15 protein-coding genes are annotated in these 16689 nt (G+C 70.1%); 3 read left to right on the top strand and 12 right to left on the bottom strand.

Annotation, left to right across the window (positions count from 1 at the left end):
* Positions 1–74: 74 nt before the first annotated feature.
* A complete protein-coding gene (locus AOJ26_RS13705; protein WP_053848539.1) occupies positions 75–1046 on the top strand; it encodes an LLM class flavin-dependent oxidoreductase in 972 nt (323 codons plus the stop codon).
* Between the two features lie 206 nt (positions 1047–1252).
* Here AOJ26_RS13705 and AOJ26_RS13700 read toward each other — a convergent pair whose 3' ends face one another.
* From AOJ26_RS13700 to AOJ26_RS13685, 4 genes are all read right to left on the bottom strand, one after another.
* A complete protein-coding gene (locus AOJ26_RS13700; RefSeq protein ID WP_053848538.1) occupies positions 1253–2671 on the bottom strand; it encodes a sugar porter family MFS transporter in 1419 nt (472 codons plus the stop codon).
* 168 nt (positions 2672–2839) lie between these two features.
* Complete coding sequence (smc, locus tag AOJ26_RS13695; protein ID WP_053848537.1) at positions 2840–6421, bottom strand: chromosome segregation protein SMC; 3582 nt, start codon at positions 6419–6421, stop codon at positions 2840–2842.
* A gap of 222 nt (positions 6422–6643) precedes the next feature.
* A complete protein-coding gene (locus tag AOJ26_RS13690) occupies positions 6644–6847 on the bottom strand; it encodes a hypothetical protein (RefSeq protein WP_016432419.1) in 204 nt (67 codons plus the stop codon).
* 382 nt (positions 6848–7229) lie between these two features.
* Positions 7230–7511 (bottom strand): acylphosphatase, encoded by a 282-nt coding sequence (locus AOJ26_RS13685; protein WP_053848536.1) that lies wholly within the window; start codon positions 7509–7511, stop codon positions 7230–7232.
* Between the two features lie 172 nt (positions 7512–7683).
* Here AOJ26_RS13685 and AOJ26_RS13680 point away from each other — a divergent pair, with 172 nt between their 5' ends.
* A complete protein-coding gene (locus tag AOJ26_RS13680; protein WP_053848535.1) occupies positions 7684–8784 on the top strand; it encodes a CAP domain-containing protein in 1101 nt (366 codons plus the stop codon).
* Between the two features lie 85 nt (positions 8785–8869).
* Positions 8870–9271, top strand: coding sequence for a winged helix-turn-helix transcriptional regulator (locus AOJ26_RS13675; protein ID WP_053848534.1), 402 nt, complete (start codon positions 8870–8872; stop codon positions 9269–9271).
* On the opposite strand, the gene mutM is transcribed toward AOJ26_RS13675, so the two are convergent.
* From mutM to recG, 8 genes are all read right to left on the bottom strand, one after another.
* Positions 9244–10104: a bifunctional DNA-formamidopyrimidine glycosylase/DNA-(apurinic or apyrimidinic site) lyase gene (gene mutM, locus AOJ26_RS13670; RefSeq protein ID WP_053848533.1), complete on the bottom strand. Its 861-nt coding sequence runs from the start codon at positions 10102–10104 to the stop codon at positions 9244–9246. The two genes, AOJ26_RS13675 and mutM, sit on opposite strands and share 28 nt — an antisense overlap.
* A 107-nt stretch (positions 10105–10211) precedes the next feature.
* Positions 10212–11039, bottom strand: a complete 828-nt coding sequence (gene rnc, locus AOJ26_RS13665) for a ribonuclease III (protein WP_053848532.1) — start codon at positions 11037–11039, stop codon at positions 10212–10214.
* A gap of 19 nt (positions 11040–11058) precedes the next feature.
* Entirely contained in the window at positions 11059–11232 is a 174-nt protein-coding gene (gene rpmF, locus AOJ26_RS13660; protein WP_006139588.1) for a 50S ribosomal protein L32, read from the bottom strand.
* Between the two features lie 2 nt (positions 11233–11234).
* Complete coding sequence (locus AOJ26_RS13655; RefSeq protein WP_053848531.1) at positions 11235–11888, bottom strand: YceD family protein; 654 nt, start codon at positions 11886–11888, stop codon at positions 11235–11237.
* A 132-nt stretch (positions 11889–12020) separates the two neighbouring features.
* Positions 12021–13115 carry an ATP synthase F0 subunit B gene (locus tag AOJ26_RS13650; RefSeq protein ID WP_053848530.1) on the bottom strand — a complete coding sequence of 365 codons (1095 nt, stop codon included), beginning with the start codon at positions 13113–13115 and terminating at the stop codon, positions 12021–12023.
* Between the two features lie 57 nt (positions 13116–13172).
* Positions 13173–13652, bottom strand: a complete 480-nt coding sequence (gene coaD / locus AOJ26_RS13645) for a pantetheine-phosphate adenylyltransferase (protein WP_053848529.1) — start codon at positions 13650–13652, stop codon at positions 13173–13175.
* Between the two features lie 26 nt (positions 13653–13678).
* Positions 13679–14281 carry a 16S rRNA (guanine(966)-N(2))-methyltransferase RsmD gene (gene rsmD / locus AOJ26_RS13640; RefSeq protein WP_053848528.1) on the bottom strand — a complete coding sequence of 201 codons (603 nt, stop codon included), beginning with the start codon at positions 14279–14281 and terminating at the stop codon, positions 13679–13681.
* A 40-nt stretch (positions 14282–14321) separates the two neighbouring features.
* Positions 14322–16550 (bottom strand): ATP-dependent DNA helicase RecG, encoded by a 2229-nt coding sequence (recG, locus tag AOJ26_RS13635; protein ID WP_053848527.1) that lies wholly within the window; start codon positions 16548–16550, stop codon positions 14322–14324.
* Positions 16551–16689 lie beyond the last annotated feature (139 nt).

Genomic DNA, 16689 nt, shown 5'->3' with positions numbered 1-16689 from the left:
TGCCACCCCATGGCAATCTGACGCAGCGTCAGCTACCGTCCCCGCCACCACCCGCCCGGTGAAGGGGGACCCCCATGCCCGTCACGGTCGTCCGTTTCAACCTCGTCGAGCCCGGCGCGACGCCCGCCTCCCTCAGTGCCCGCTACCGGGCCGCCCTGGACATGGCCGCGTATGCCGACGAACACGGCATCACCACCGTGCAGACCGAGGAGCACCACGGCGTCGACAACAACTGGCTGCCCTCGCCGTTCGCCTTCGCGGGCGCGGTGTTCGGCGCGACGCGCAGGATCGCGGTCACCGTCTCCGCCGTGATCGGCCCGCTGCACGACCCGCTCCGCCTGGCCGAGGAGATCGCCGTACTGGACCTGCTGAGCGGCGGCCGGCTGGTGACGGTCGCCGGGATCGGCTACCGCCCCGAGGAGTACGCCCTGTTCGACGTGGAGTGGCTGCGCCGGGGCCGGATCCAGGACGAGCTCCTGGAGACCCTCCTCAAGGCCTGGACCGGCGAGGAGTTCGAGTACCGCGGTCGTACGGTACGGATCACCCCGCGCCCGCTCACCGACCCGCACCCCCTCCTCCTGGTCGGCGGTTCCTCCAAGGCGGCCGCCCGCCGGGCCGCCCGCCTCGGCCTGCCGTTCTTCCCCAGCGCGCACCTGCCGGAGCTGGAGGCGTACTACAAGGAACGGCTCGTCGAGTACGGCACCGAGGGCTGGACCATGATGCCGACGGCCGAGACGCCCCTGCTGCACATCGCCGAGGACCCGGACGAGGTGTGGGACCGGCACGGGGAGCACTTCCTGCACGAGGCGCGGACGTACGCCTCCTGGCAGTCCGGTGACATCCGCTCGGCGGTCCGCTCGGCGGCCACGAGCGTGGAGGAACTGCGCGCGGAGGGCGTGTACCGGATCCTCAGGCCCGAGGAGTGCGTGGAGCTGGGGCTCGACAACCTCGTCCTGCATCCGCTGGCGGGCGGGATGCCGGTGGAGGAGGGCTGGCGGAGCCTGCGGCTGTTCGCGGAGCGGGTGATCCCGGCGCTGGACGGCTGAGCCGGGCGGTCTCCGCTGGTCGTACGGCTCGACGAGGTCGTCCACCCTGAACACCGAGGAGCTCGGCGTCGGCGTCCTCATCCGGGGACCCCGTACACGGCTCCGCCGCCCCCGGCCTGGGCGGTTGCCTGACCGGGGGCGGCGGACGGTTCGGGGAGAGGGGCAGCGGGGTGGTGGCCCCTCCCCCCGGGCTCGTGGGCGGGCCGTCAGCCCATCTCCTCCAGCTTCTTGCCCTTCGTCTCCTTGACGTACTTGAGGACGAACGGGATGGAGAGCGCGGCGAAGACCGTGTAGATCACGTAGGTCGCGGAGAGGTTCCAGTCGGCCAGCGACGGGAAGCTCGCGGTGATGGCCCAGTTGGCGATCCACTGCGCGGACGCGGCCACACCGAGCGCGGCGGCGCGGATCCGGTTCGGGAACATCTCACCGAGGAAGACCCAGACGACCACACCCCAGGACAGGGCGAAGAAGAGGACGAACACGTGGGCGGCGATCAGGGCGGTCCAGCCCTGCGCGGCGGGCAGCTTGCCGTCGACCAGGTCGAAGGAGAACGCCCAGGCCTCCAGCGCCAGACCGATCACCATGCCGACCGAGCCGATCAGGGCGAGCGGGCGGCGGCCGACGCGGTCCACGAAGATCATCGCGATCACGGTGCCGACGATGTTGATGATCGACGTCGTGAAGGAGTAGAAGAACGAGTCCGTCGGGTCGACGCCGACCGACTGCCACAGCGTCGAGGAGTAGTAGAACGCGACGTTGATGCCGACGAACTGCTGGAAGACCGACAGGCCGATGCCGACCCAGACGATCGGCTTGAAGAAGAAGGAACCGCCGAGCAGGTCCTTGAAGGTCGACTTGTGCTCGCTCTTCATGGCGTGCTCGATCTCACCGACGCGGGCGTCCAGATCGACCTTGTCGCCCTCGACCTCGGCGAGGATCTCCCGGGCCCGCTCGTGCTTGCCGACGGAGATCAGGAACCGCGGGGACTCGGGGATGGCGAAGGAGAGCAGACCGTAGAGGACGGCCGGGATCACCATGACGCCGAGCATGACCTGCCAGGCTTCCAGGCCCATCAGCTTGCCGCGCTGGTCGCCGCCGGCGGCGTTCAGCAGGCCCCAGTTGACGAGCTGCGAGATGGCGATGCCGATGACGATCGCGGCCTGCTGGAAGGAGCCGAGCCGGCCCCGGTAGGCCGGCGGGGCGACCTCGGCGATGTAGGCGGGGCCGATGACCGAGGCCATGCCGATCGCGAAGCCGCCGACGATCCGCCAGAACGCCAGGTCGTACAGCGCGAAGGGCAGCGCCGAGCCGACGGCGCTGACCGTGAAGAGGACGGCCGAGATCTGCATGCAGCGGATACGGCCGATGCGGTCCGCGATGCGTCCCGCGGTCGCCGCGCCGATCGCGCAGCCGATCAGGGCGATGGCGATGACCTGCGCCAGGGCCGCGGAGCCGATGTCGTAGCGGTCCCGGATGGCCTCGACCGCGCCGTTGATCACGGAGCTGTCGTAACCGAAGAGGAAACCGCCCATCGCGGCCGCCGCCGCGATGAAGATGACGTGCCCGAGATGATCGGGATGAGCCGGTCCGGCTCCTGACTTCTGCGCCTGCGCTGTGCTGGTCACGTTCAACTCCTAAGGCCATCGGCAACGCTGCCTGAAGGCAAGAACAACGTTCCCGACCCTATGCCTTCAAGTTCCGAAATCAACAGCGGGAGTGGTGTGAGAAAAGAGGCACTGGTGGGGACGTTGAGTTCAAGGAGTGAAGAGTTGGAAACGGGGTAGCCGGAGGAGCTAGCGCAGCCGCTGGCTGATCACCTTCGAGACGCCGTCGCCCTGCATGGACACGCCGTACAGCGCGTCGGCGACCTCCATCGTGCGCTTCTGGTGCGTGATCACGATGAGCTGCGAGGCCTCTTGCAGCTCCTGCATGATGCGGATCAGCCGCTGGAGGTTGGTGTCGTCGAGGGCGGCCTCGACCTCGTCCATCACGTAGAACGGGCTGGGCCGCGCCTTGAAGATCGACACCAGCAACGCTACGGCCGTGAGGGACCGCTCGCCACCGGAGAGCAGGCTGAGCCGCTTGACCTTCTTGCCCGGCGGACGCGCCTCGACGTCCACGCCGGTCGTGAGCATGTTGTCGGGGTCCGTCAGGATCAGGCGCCCCTCGCCGCCCGGGAACAGCCGGCTGAAGACGCCCTCGAACTCCCGGGCGGTGTCCCGGTAGGCCTCGGTGAAGACCTGCTCCACGCGCTCGTCGACCTCCTTGACCACCTGGAGCAGGTCGGCGCGGGTCTTCTTCAGGTCCTCCAGCTGCTCACTGAGGAACTTGTGCCGCTCCTCCAGCGCCGCGAACTCCTCCAGCGCGAGCGGATTGACCTTGCCGAGCTGCTGGTACGCCCGCTCGGCCGCCCTGAGCCGCTTCTCCTGCTCGGCCCGGTGGAACTGCTTCGGCTGGTTGCGCGGATGTTCCGGGTCCTCGGGCAGCTCCTCGCCCTCGGCGGGCGGGGACGGCGGTACGAGCTGGTGGGGGCCGTACTCCTCGACCAGCCCGGCCGGCTCGACGCCCAGCTCCTCCAGCGCCTTGGTCTCCAGTTGCTCGATCCGCATCCGCTTCTCGGCGCCGAGCACCTCGCCCCGGTGGACGGAGTCGGTCAGCTTGTCGAGCTCGGCCTTGAGATCGCGACCGGTGTTCCGCGCGGCGGTCAGCTCCCGTTCCCGCAACGCCTTGGCGGCCTCGGCGGCGGTCCGCTCCGCTTCCGCGCGCCCCAGGGACACCTCGACGTGCGCGAGCAGTTGCCGCGCTCCCGAGGCGACCGCCTCGGCCACGGCGGCCTCGTGCCGCAGCCGGGCCCGCCGCTGTTCGGCACGCGCGCGTGCCTCCCGTTCCGCGCGGGCGGCGCGGTCGAGGGAGTCGGCACGGCCGGAGAGCCCCTTGACCCGCTCCTCGTGGGTACGGACCTGGAGGCGGGCCTCCATCTCGGTCTGGCGGGCGTTGGCGCCGTCGGCGGCGAGACGGTCCCGTACCGACGTGTCGGGCTCCTCCTCGACCGGCATCTCCTCGGCGACGGCGAGGCGTTCGGCGAGCTCCTCCACCTCTTCGAGCGCCTTCTCCAACGCGTCCTGTGCCCGTGCGGCCGCCGCGGTGGAGCGCTCGGCCTCACCCGCCGCGCCCTTCGCCTGACCGGCGAGCCGGCCGAGCTGCTGGGCCACGGCCGACTTCTCGCGGTCGGCGGCCCGGCGGCGCTCCCCCAGCTCCTCGACCTGCGCGGCCGCCGCCTTGCGCTGCTCGACGGCGGTGCGCTGGGCCTCGGTGAGCTCCTCGCAGCGGACCGCCAGCTCTTCCAGTTCGACCGCTGCCTCGTCCACGGAGGCCTGCACTTCGAGGAGGCTCGGGGCGCCAGCGGAGCCGCCGTGGGCGAAGTGGGCGCCGAGGAGGTCGCCTTCGGCGGTGACGGCGGTGAGGTGGGGGTTGGCGTAGACGAGGTCCTCGGCGTCCTCGAGGGTGCCGACGACGACGATGCCGTGCAGGAGGCGGTGGACGGCCGGCATCAGATCCTGGGGGCCGCGGACGAGGTCTGCCGCGTGCTGATGAGTGGCGTCCGCGGGTCCGTCGTGGCTGGTCGCGCAGTTCCCCGCGCCCCCAGGGTGGTCCGATTCCCCGGCGACGAGCAGTGATGCTCTCCCGCCGTCCTGCTTCCGCAACAGGCGGATTGCGTCTGCCGCTGCCGACGGAGAGGTCACCGCCAGGGCGTCCGCCGCTGCGCCGAAAGCCGCCGCCACGGCCACCTCGTGGCCCGGCGTCACCGTCAACAGCTCGGCCGCCGGACCCAGCAAGCCGCTGAGGCGGTCCTTCGCGTCCAGAAGCGCGCCGGTGCCGTCCTTCCTCCGCAACCCCATCGCCAGCGCCTCATGGCGGGCCTGGGTCGCCGCGCGCCGGCGCTCCGCCGCCGTGGTCGCCTCGCGGGCTTCCGTCAGGGCGGCCTCCGCCTCCCCCAGCCGCCGCTTCGCCGCCTCGTGCTGCCCGGCGAGTTCCACGTCACCCGCGTCGAGACCGTCGACCTCGGCCTTCAGCGCCTCGTACTCCTCCTGCGCTGCGAACGCCCGCTCCTGGGCCTCGTCCCGGGCCGCGGCCAGGCGGTCGATCTCGGCCTGCGCGGAGGCGGCACGGGAACGGGCCGCGTTGACCTGGCCGCTGAGACGGGCGAGGCCCTCCCTGCGGTCGGCGATGGCCCGGGCCACGTCCTTCAGCCGACGCTCCTCCTGGGCGAGCTCGCGCTCCAGTTCGGCGCGGTGCGCGACCGTGTCCTCCAGGGCCCGCTCGGCCGCCTCCAGGGCGGCCTCCAGTTCGGCCTCCTGCTCGCGGATGCGGGCGGCCTCGCGTTCCATGTCCTCGGGGTCCCGGCCGCGCCGTTCCTCGGGCGGCGCCGAGGTCGCGCTCTTCACGCGCGCGTCGGCCAGCGAGATCGTGCCCCGCACCCGCTCGGCGAGCTGGGAGAGCTCGTACCAGGTCTGCTGGGCGCGCTGGAGCCGGGGCGTGAGCTGCCGTACCTCGTCCTCCAGCAGCGCCTCGCGCTGGAGGGCCTTCTTCAGCTCCTGCTCGGCGGCCTCCTTGCGCTCCTTCAGCGCGGCCTCGTCCGCGACCTCGGCCTGGAGCGCCTGCCGCAGTCGTACGAGGTCGTCGGCGAGCAGCCGGAGGCGGGCGTCGCGCAGGTCGGCCTGGATGACGGCGGCCCGGCGGGCGACCGCGGCCTGCCGGCCGAGCGGCTTGAGCTGGCGCCGCAGTTCGTCGGTGAGGTCCTGCACGCGCGCGAGGTTGGCCTGCATCGCGTCCAGCTTGCGCAGCGCCTTCTCCTTGCGCTTGCGGTGCTTGAGGACCCCGGCGGCCTCCTCGATGAAGGCGCGGCGGCCGGTCGGGTCGGCGTGCAGGACGGAGTCGAGCTGGCCCTGGCCGACGATGACGTGCATCTCGCGGCCGATGCCGGAGTCGGACAGGAGTTCCTGGATGTCCAGGAGTCGGCAGGTGTCGCCGTTGATCTGGTACTCGCTGCCGCCGTTGCGGAACATGATCCGCGTGATGGTGACCTCGGCGTACTCGATGGGCAGGGCCCCGTCGGAGTTGTCGATGGTCAGGGACACCTCGGCGCGGCCCAGCGGCGGGCGGCCGGTGGTGCCGGCGAAGATGACGTCCTCCATCTTGCCGCCGCGCAGCGACTTGGCGCCCTGTTCGCCCATGACCCAGCTCAGGGCGTCCACGACATTGGACTTGCCCGAGCCGTTCGGACCGACCACGCAGGTGATCCCCGGCTCGAACCGGAGCGTGGTCGCCGAGGCGAACGACTTGAACCCTCGGAGGGTCAGGGCCTTCAGGTGCACGGCGCTGGACTCTACCTTCCGGGGGTGTCTCACTCCATGAACGCGCTGTCTCCCGCGGTTTCACCATTGAACGTGGAGGGCACACCAAACGTTAAGAGAGTGAAAGGGTGCACGGGGGCAAGAAAGAAGGGACGCCGAAGCGTCCCTTGCAAACTCTGACAACTTAGCGGTTGATACGGGCCGCCCGACCACTGCGTGAGCTGTCGTGGAGCGATGCAGTGATCAGGTGAGCGCAGGCTCCGCCTGGTGTGCGTCGATGCTCTCCATGATCCTGTCGTGAGAAGCGGCAGCCGCGAGCGCGTCGTTCTCCGCCTGGATCCGTACGAGCTCGGATTCCAGGTCCTGGACGCGCTGCTGGAGCCGTCGCATCTCGGCGAGGAGTCGAGGGTCCGAGCCGCCGACGTAACCGAGAAGCGCCTTTGCCATGATGGATGGTCCTCCACAATGAGTGACCGACCGATGCGGTGTGGGTCGTGAGGGATTCGCACCCGCGGTGCTTGACACTCTTCAGTTGGTGCTGCCGTTCATCCATGCCAAACAGCTAAGGTGCGCGGGGTGCTTTCAGCGTCTCACCAAAAAGTTTGACGGTCAACACGATCACGCCCCGTATTGGTGGCAACCCGTACCGGCGCGGCCTGAGAACGGCGGCGCTGCGGCTCCCTCGGGACCCCGGGGACGTGACGATCATTCTTAGCCCGGGAGCCTGCCACGGCACGGGCTCCTTGGCAACCACCAGCGCCTTTCTGCTTCCGGCAGGTGCCGTTGGCATGTCCCTCCGCACCCGCCGGGGCCGTTTCGCGGAAAGCGCTCATCGGATGGCGAAGCCGTCGTAACCCCCGCGGGGTGTGTCCCAGATCTCGGTGACGCCGTCGACCCGGCCGGGCGTGTCGTCACCGAGGAGCCAGTCGAGCAGTCCCTGGCAGCCCTGGCGCGGTCCTTCTGCGACCACTTGCACACGTCCGTCGTCCAGATTGAGAGCAAAACCACTCAGGCCGCCGATCTCCAGGGCCTTGGCACGCGTGAACCAGCGGAAACCCACACCTTGGACGCGTCCGCGCACCCAGGCGACCAGTCGTACATCCTCGCTCATGGGTGCAACCTAACCGGCCAATGTCTCTCCCGGCACTCCTTCATCTGGCGGCATGCGGTACTGTCCGCTGCCAATGAATCTCATACGAAACTCACTCGATGGTGTGGGTTTTGTGACTTTGGTTGACCGGGGGGACGTGTCGACCTCAAGAACAGACAAGGAAGGCAAGGACATGGGACGCCACCGACGCTCCGCCGCCGGCCGCGCCGCCACGGGCCGCGCCACGGGGTTCACACAGACGCACGGCTCCTACGGGAGCGCCTACGGCTCCTCCGGGAGCACCTACGACCCGCAGGACTCGTACGACTTCACCTCGGCCGCCACCACGACCTTCCCGGGCCCCGAGGACCCCGACCCCTACGCGCGCAGTGACGCCTACCTGTTCGCGTCGGAGGAGGAGTACGCGCTGTACCGCGGCGAGAGCTACACGCCCGCCGACGGTCCGCGTCGCGGCGGCTCGCACCGCCGCCGCAAGAAGAATCTCGTGACGCCGGTGAAGTCCGGTCTGCTCGGGGTCTCGGCCGCCGTCGCGATCGGCACGGTCGCGGTCGCCACGGGTGTGGTGCCGGGCCTGGACAACTACCGGATCGGCGGCGGCAGCACCACCGGCGGCGATGTGCAGGCGGGGGGCGCGCCGACCAACTCCCCCGCCGAGCAGGGCGGCACCTCCGGCAGCGCCGAGAGCCGCGAGGACGGTTCGTCGACGAGCCGGGACGCCGAGCGCGCCTCCTCGCCCTCCCCGGCCCCCTCGACCTCGACCTCGACGGCCGCGCCGACCGAGAAGCCGACGGAGAAGCCGGAGGCCACGCCGAGCGAGAAGCCGGAGACGACGCCCTCGCAGAAGGAGCGCGAGCCGGCGAAGAAGGAGACCACCGCGCCGGTGGAGGTCTCCACGGAGGCCGCCGCCGGGGCCGAGGTGCTCCGGCTCGTCAACGTGGAGCGGGCCAAGGTCGGATGCAGCCCGGTCGCCGCGAACAGCGCGCTGAGCGAGCTCGCCGAGGACTTCAGCAAGGCCATGGCCGCCCAGGGCTTCTTCGACCACACCGACCCGAGCGGCGCCTCCCCGTGGGACCGCGCCGCGAAGGCCGGCATCACCAGCCTCGGCGGCGAGAACATCGCCCGGGGCCAGGCCGACGCGGCCTCGGTCATGGAAGCCTGGATGAACAGCCCCGGCCACAAGGCCAACATCCTGAACTGCGACTTCAAGACGCTGGGCGTCGGCGTGCAGTTCGGGGCGGGCGGCCCCTGGTGGACCCAGGACTTCGGGTACTAGAGACCTGCCGACGACGATCACGATCGCACTAACTTCAAGTTAGTGCGATCTGTCGGTTAGTGCTGCTTTCCAGTACGCTCGAAGCATGGACACCATGCAGCAGCCCTCGGAGGCGCGGGACCTCCCGTACGACGTGTTCGCCAAGGCCTGCCCCTCGCGCGGCACCCTGGAGCACGTGACGGGCCGCTGGGGCGCGCTCACCCTCGGCGCCCTGTACGAGGGCTCGCTGCGCTTCAACGAGCTGCGCCGCCGGGTCGACGGCGTGAGCGAGAAGATGCTCTCCCAGACCCTCCAGGGCCTGGAGCGCGACGGCCTGGTGCACCGCGAGGCCCAGCCCACCAACCCGCCCCGGGTCGACTACGAACTGACCCCCCTGGGCCACGAGGTCGCCGAGCGCCTCCTGGGCCTCATCCGCTTCGTCGAGGGCCGCATGGACGACGTCCTGGCCGCCCGCGAGCGCTACGACGTGACGCGCGGCGCCCGCTGACACCTCGGGCAGAAGTAGCTGGACCGGTTCATCCAGGGCCGCCGGCGCATCGGCGTACCGCACCGCTTGCACGGCAGCCCCTCACGGCCGTACGCGTCGAGGGACCGGTCGAAGTACCCGGACTCGCCGTTGACGTTGACGTACAGGCTGTCGAAGCTGGTGCCGCCGACGGCGAGGGCCGCGTTCATCACGTCCCGGACGTGACCCAGGAGTTCGGCCGTGCGCGGGCGCGTGAAGCCGGCGGTGGGGCGCTCGTAGTGGATGCGGGAGCGCCACAGAGCCTCGTCCGCGTAGATGTTGCCGACCCCGCTGATCAACGACTGGTCCAGCAGGGCCCGTTTGATGGTGCTGCGCTTGCGGCGCAGCGCCTGGTGGAAGGCGTCGTCGTCGAACAGCGGATCGAGGGGGTCGCGGGCGATGTGCGCGATGACGTCGGGCAGGCCGTCGGGGGTGTTGTCGTGCAACGACAGCCCGCCGAAGGTGCGTTGGTCGACGAACCGGAGTTCGGTGTCGACCTCGTCCGCGAAGGCGACCCGGATCCTGAGGTGCTTCTCGTCGGGCGCGGCGTGCGGCTGGACCAGCAGCTGGCCGCTCATCCCGAGATGGGCCAGGACCGACTGGTCCGTGTCCTCCAGCGGCAGCCAGAGGTACTTCCCGCGGCGGCTCGGGACGCCGACGCGGTGGCCCTTGAGCCGGTGCGCGAAGTCGTCGGCGCCGGCGAGGTGACGGCGGACCGCGCGCGGGTGCAGCACCTCGACCTCGGCGACCGTGCGGTGGGCGACCCACCGCTCAAGGCCCCGCCGTACGACCTCGACCTCGGGCAACTCGGGCATGGGGCTCCCCCGTCACGGACCGGTGCACGAGCCGAGCGCCCGCCCCGGGGTTCGGGGCAGGCGCTCGGCTGCGCTGTTCTTTCGGACGCGCTGGGTGTTTCCAGGCGTCAGGCGGAGACGGACGACGGACCCTCGTCGTCGTCCTCGGAGGCTTCGACTGCCTGGACGGCTTCGACGGCTTCGACAGCCTTCTCCGCCGCCGCCTTGGCGCGCTCGTCCGCGTCGGCCCTGATGGACCTCCAGGCGGACTCCGCGGCCTGCTGCTCCGCCTCCTTCTTGCTGCGGCCGGTGCCGGTGCCGTACGAGACGCCTCCGACGCGGGCGGCAGCAGTGAAGGTCTTCTCGTGGTCGGGGCCGGTCTCCGTGACCAGGTACTCGGGCACGCCGAGTCCTTCGGTCGCGGTGAGCTCCTGGAGACTGGTCTTCCAGTCCAGGCCGGCACCGAGGTTGGAGGACTTCTCGATCAGTGGGTCGAAGAGCCGGTGGACGAGTTCGCTCGCCGCATCGAGACCCTGGTCGAGATAGACCGCACCGATCACCGCTTCCAGGGTGTCGGCGAGGATGGATGCCTTGTCCCGGCCGCCCGTGCCCTCTTCACCCCGGCCGAGCCGGATGAAGGAACCCAGGTCGAGCCCACGGCCGACCTCCGCCAGCGCACGCGAGTTGACCACCGCGGCCCGCAACTTGGCCAGCTGGCCTTCGGGCAGGTCGGGGTGGGTGTTGTACAGCGTGTCCGTGACCACGAGGCCGAGCACGGAGTCCCCGAGGAACTCCAGGCGTTCGTTGGTCGGCAGACCGCCGTTCTCGTACGCGTAGGAACGGTGGGTCAGCGCACGTACCAGAAGGGCGGACTCGAGTTTGTACCCGAGCCGCCCTTCAAGCAGCGTGTGGGACGAGGCCTGGTTGTCGCCCGAGTTCTTCTTCGGCGTGGACACAGTGCCTCTCACCAGCCGCTCAGACCTCGAGGACCTGGCGCTTGTTGTAGGTGCCGCAAGCGGGGCACGCGATGTGCTGCAGCTTGGGCTCGTGGCAGCGCTCGCACGCAACCAGGGTGGGGACCGCAGCCTTCCACTGCGACCGGCGGTGGCGCGTGTTGCTGCGCGACATCTTCCGCTTCGGAACAGCCACGGCTACTTCTCCTGCTTCTCGTTGGCGGGCGCCGATCGAGGCGCTTCGCCACTCATCTCGTCCTTCTCGCCGTCTTCGAGTGAACCGGCGAGTCCCTGCAGTGCCGCCCAACGGATGTCGACGGCGTCGTGGTGGTGGTCCGGGTCGTCCGCCAGCCGGGCTCCGCACTGGGAGCACAGGCCGGGGCAGTCGTCCTGGCACACCGGCTGCATCGGCAGTGCGAGCACCACCGCATCACGCAGCACGGGTTCGAGGTCGAACAGGCCGTCCTCGATGAAGAGCCTGTCCTCGTCTTCCTCGACGTCGTCGGCCGGTTCCGCTTTCACACGGCCACGGTCGTCGGCGTCAGGGTACGAGAACATCTCCTGGAAGTCCGCTTCGAGCGCCAGCTCAAGCGGCTCCAGACACCTTACGCACTCCCCCTCGGCCTGTGCACGGGCGGTGCCTGTGACAAGCACCCCTTCCATGACCGACTCGAGCCGGAGTTCGAGCACGACCGGGGCGCCTTCCGGCACTCCGATCACTCCCTGGATGCCGAGATCCTTGGGAGCGTCGATCTCGCGGGTCAGGCGCTGCAGCGCGCCAGGACGCCGACCCAGCTCGTGTGTGTCGAACACGAGGGGGTTGCGGTGGTCGAGGCGAGCGTTGGGAGCCATTCCTGCTTTCGATCTTCGAGCTCAGAGGGACGCCGCCCTCCGGTGTTGCCGGGCAGCGTTGATCGCGGACGTACACGCGACCGAAGAGCCAGGATACTGGACCTTTCGCTCACGGCCCAATCCGGTCGTCCCTTACTGGCCGCGACCCTGCTCGTACGCCCTCAACTGCTCCGGAGTGATCATGCCGGTGTCGAAGAGGCTGGTCTCGTCGAGCGCGTAGTCCTGCTGGGCGTGCTGGCCCTGCTGCGCCTGGTGCTGCTGGTCGTAGGCGGCCTGCTGCTGGTCGTAGCCCTGGAAGGGGGCACCTCCCGCCGGAGCGTAGCCGGAGGTGGGGGAATAGGGATCGGCCTGCTGGTAGCCGTACGGGTCCTGCTGGGCGTAGGGGTCGGACTGCTGCTGGTAACCGGCGTAGGCGTCGGTCTGCTGCTGGTAGCCGTACGCCGGCTGCTGGGCGTAGTCCGGCTGCCCGGCCGGGACCGGCGCCTGGGCCGCGGCCTGGCTGTCCTGCTCGGCGAGGGCCGCGAGGTCGGCCAGGTAGTCGGCGTCGCTGGAGTGCCGGACGGTGGAGGTGTCGCCGGCGAGGGCGCCGAGGTCGTCGGTGGCGATACGGCCGTGCAGCTTCTGGCGGCCGCGGCCGACGGCCTCCAGGGTCTTGGCGAGGACCGCCTCGAAGGCGCCGAGCTTGGCGTCGACGTAGGAGTCGGCGTCCTTGCGCAGGGTCTCGGGGTCGTGGCTGCGCTCGGGGGCGTCCTCGTCCTCGTAGCCGTTCTCGTCGAGGCCCGGGCCGGTGCCGAGGAGCTTCTCGCGGCCGCGCCCCACCGAACCGAGGGTCTTGGTGAGGACGACCTCGAAGTTGGCGAGCTTGGAGTCGACGTAGTCGTCGGCCTCCGCGCGGACCTCCTCGGCCTCCTGGCGGGCCTCGTTCAGGATCCGGTCGGCCTCCGCCTGGGAGCGGCGGGCGATCTCGGTGTCGGAGATCAGGGAGCCGCGCTCGGCGTGGGCCGTGGAGATGATGCGCTCGGCCTCCTGGCGGGCCTGCTCGACCATCTGCTCGCGGTCGCCGATCAGCTCCTGCGCCTGCGCGAGGGAGCCGGGCAGGGCCTGGCGCAGCTCTTCGAGCATCGCGAGCAGTTCGGCGCGGTTGACCATCACCGACGCCGACATGGGCATCGACCGGGCGCCGGAGACCGCGGCGACGATCTCGTCGAGCTTCTTCTGCACGTCCACCTGTGCTCGCCACTCTCTAAAGCCGTGTTGGAGACGGACGGGACGACTGTAGCCCCATCAGCCCTTGCGGAGGCGCTCGTTCAGGGCTTCGAGGACCTTCGGGGGCACCAGGTGGGAGACGTCTCCGCCCCAGGTGGCGACCTCCTTGACGAGCGAGGAGGACAGGAAGCTGTAGGTGGGGTTGGTCGGCACGAAGAGGGTCTCGACACCGCTCAGGCCGTTGTTCATCTGGGCCATCTGCAGCTCGTAGTCGAAGTCGCTGACCGCGCGCAGGCCCTTGACGATGGCCGGGATGTCGCGTTCCTTGCAGTAGTCGACGAGCAGGCCGTGGAAGGCCTCCACGATCACGTTGCCGTACTCGGCGGTGACCTCGCGGATCAGGTCGATCCGCTCGTCGATCTCGAACAGGCCCTTCTTGGACTTGTTGATCATCACCGCGACATAGACCTCGTCGTACAGACGGGAGGCGCGGGAGATGATGTCGAGGTGTCCGTTGGTGATCGGGTCGAACGACCCGGGACAGACGGCGCGGCGCACTTGAGATCCCTCGCTCTCCGGTCCGGTCATCGTGCGTCTTCGCACGTAGAGGCGTTGTCGCCCATGGCGGCGCGACCGTACCAAAACGTTCCCTCGCCGTAGCGACGGGCCTTGACCGCCTCGAAACCGGGCGGCCAGGCGAACTCACCGCCTCTGGTGCTGCGCTCCACGGTGACCAGGGCCTCCGGCGCTAGCCAGTGTTCCGAGCGGAGTGTGAGGAGAATCTCCCGAAGATCGTGATCCGTGACGCGGTAGGGAGGATCGAGGAACACGATGTCGTACGGCTGCGCCGGCGCCGGTTGCTGGATGATCTGTTCCGCTTTGCCCGCGCGCACCTCGGCGCCGGGGAGACCGAGGCTTTTGACGTTCTGCCGGATCGTGCGGGCGGCTCGCGCGTCGGCCTCGACCAGGAGGGTGTGGCTCGCGCCGCGCGAGAGGGCTTCCAGACCCACCGCGCCCGAGCCCGCGTACAGGTCGAGGACCCGCTCGCCGTCCAGGGGGCCGCCCAGGAGGGACTGCCAGGTGGAGAGGAGCCCTTCTCTGGCGCGGTCGGAGGTGGGGCGGGTGCCGTTGCCCGGCGGGACTGCGAGTCGGCGTCCGCCGGCCCGGCCGGCGATCACGCGGGTCATCTTCGGTCCTTGTTCGGGGAGTGGTTACGGGATCAGTTTCTCAGCCCTTCTCCAGGTACTGCTCCCTCTCCTCGTCCAGAAGCGCGTCCAGGGCCGTGCGCAGGCCGGGCAAGCCCTTCAGCTCCGGGTCCGCCTCCACCACGGCGGTCGCCTCCTCCCTCGCCTCCGCGATGATCTCCTCGTCCTCGATCACGGCGAGGACGCGCAGGGAGGTCCGGGCGCCGGACTGGGCCTGGCCCAGGACGTCGCCCTCCCTGCGCTGTTCCAGGTCGATGCGGGAGAGTTCGAAGCCGTCCAGGGTGGACGCGACCGCGTTCAGACGCTGCCGGGCGGGGCTCGCCTCCGGCATCTCCGTGACCAGCAGGCACAGGCCCGCCGCGGAGCCGCGGCCGACCCGGCCGCGCAGCTGGTGGAGCTGGGAGACACCGAAGCGGTCGGCGTCCATGATGACCATCGCCGTGGCGTTGGGGACGTTGACGCCGACCTCGATGACCGTGGTGGCGACCAGGACGTGGGTCTCGCCGGCGGCGAAGCGGCGCATGACCGCGTCCTTGTCGTCGGGGTGCATACGGCCGTGCAGGACCTCGACCCTGAGGCTGCTGAGCGGGCCCTTGGCGAGCTGGTCGGCGACGTCCAGGACGGCGAGCGGCGGGCGCTTCTCGGCCTCGTCCTCGGGGGACTTCTTCTTGGCCGGCTTCTTGGGGTCGGCGGGTTCGTCGATGTCGTCGCCGATGCGGGGGCAGACGACGTAGGCCTGGTGGCCGTTCTCCACCTCTTCGCGGACGCGCTCCCAGGCGCGGCTGAGGAAGTGCGGTTTGTCGGCGGCGGGCACCACATGGCTGGCGATCGGGGAACGGCCGGCCGGGAGCTGGTCGAGGACGGAGGTGTCCAGGTCGCCGAAGACCGTCATGGCGACCGTGCGCGGGATGGGGGTGGCCGTCATGACGAGGAGGTGGGGCGGCTGCTTGCCCTTGCCGCGCAGGGCGTCGCGCTGCTCGACGCCGAAGCGGTGCTGTTCGTCGACCACGACCAGGCCCAGATCGTGGAACTGCACCTTGTCCTCGATCAGCGCGTGCGTGCCGATCACGATGCCCGCCTCACCGGTGACCAGGTCCAGCATGGCCTGCCGGCGCGCGGCCGTCCCCATCGACCCGGTGAGCAGCACGACCTTGGTGGCGTGCTCGGACCCGCCCAGCATCCCGCCCTCGGCGAGCTCGCCCATCATCTCGACGACCGAACGGTGATGCTGCTGCGCGAGCACCTCGGTGGGCGCCAGCAGGGCGGCCTGCCCACCCGCGTCGACCACGGCGAGCATGGCGCGCAGGGCCACCATTGTCTTTCCCGATCCGACCTCCCCCTGTAGCAGCCGGTGCATCGGGTGGTCCGTGGCCAGGTCGTCGAAGATCTCCCTGGAGACCTTCTGCTGGCCTTCCGTGAGGGTGAAGGGGAGGCGGTCGTCGAAGGCCGTGAGGAGGCCGTCCGGTGCCGGTTTCCTCGGGACCGCCGGGAGTTGGGCGTCCGCGTGGCGGCGGCGGGCCAGGGCGACCTGGAGGACGAAGGCCTCGTCCCACTTGAGGCGGGCCTGGGCGTCGGCGATGTCGGCCTTGGTGTGCGGGCGGTGGATCTTGAGGAGGGCCTCGGGGAGGGGGAGCAGGCGCCGGCCCTCGCGCAGTGATTCCGGGAGGGGGTCGATCGCCTCCTGGGCGCTCGGCAGGACGGTCTGGATCGCCTTGCCGATCTTCCAGGACTCCAGTTTGGCGGTGGCGGGGTAGATGGGGATCAGGGCGCCCGCCCAGGTCTCCACCGCCTCGTCGTCGGCGCCGCGCAGCAACTCGTAGGCCGGGTGGGCCAGTTGGAGGCGGCGGTTGAAGAGGGAGACCTTGCCGGAGAACATCGCGCGGGTGCCCGGCAGGAGTTCCTTGTGGGGCTTGTGCACGCCGTTGCCGAAGAAGACCAGTTGGAGGCGGCCGCTGCCGTCCGTGATGGTGACCTCCAGCCGCTGCCCCTTGCCGCGCGGCGCCCTGGGGGAGGCGAAGGTGTGCAGGCGGGCGTCGGCGACCTGGGCGACCACGGTGACGTGCTCGTCCATGGGCAGGTCGGCGAGGTGGGTGAGCTGTCCCCGCTCCTCGTATCTGCGCGGGTAGTGGTGCAGGAGGTCGCCGACGGAGTGCAGGCCGAGGTGCTCGGCCATCACCTTCGCGGTGGCGGGGCCGAGCACTGCCTTGAGCGGCTGTTGCAGTGGTTCTTCCAGTGCGGGCACGAGATCCATTGCACACCACCCCACTGACATTGCCGTATACATACCGGGAAACCCCTGGTCAGACGGCTGGTTGGGGACTTAGGATGGCGCGCTCCGGCCATCCCCGCGGACTCCCGCCCCCACCGGGACCTGTCCCTTATCACCATCT

It is taken from the genome of Streptomyces sp. NRRL B-24085 (assembly GCF_001282115.1).
Classification (GTDB): domain Bacteria; phylum Actinomycetota; class Actinomycetes; order Streptomycetales; family Streptomycetaceae; genus Streptomyces.
The sequence above is the reverse complement of the archived record's forward strand: the minus strand, read 5'-3'. Positions and strand labels throughout refer to the sequence as shown.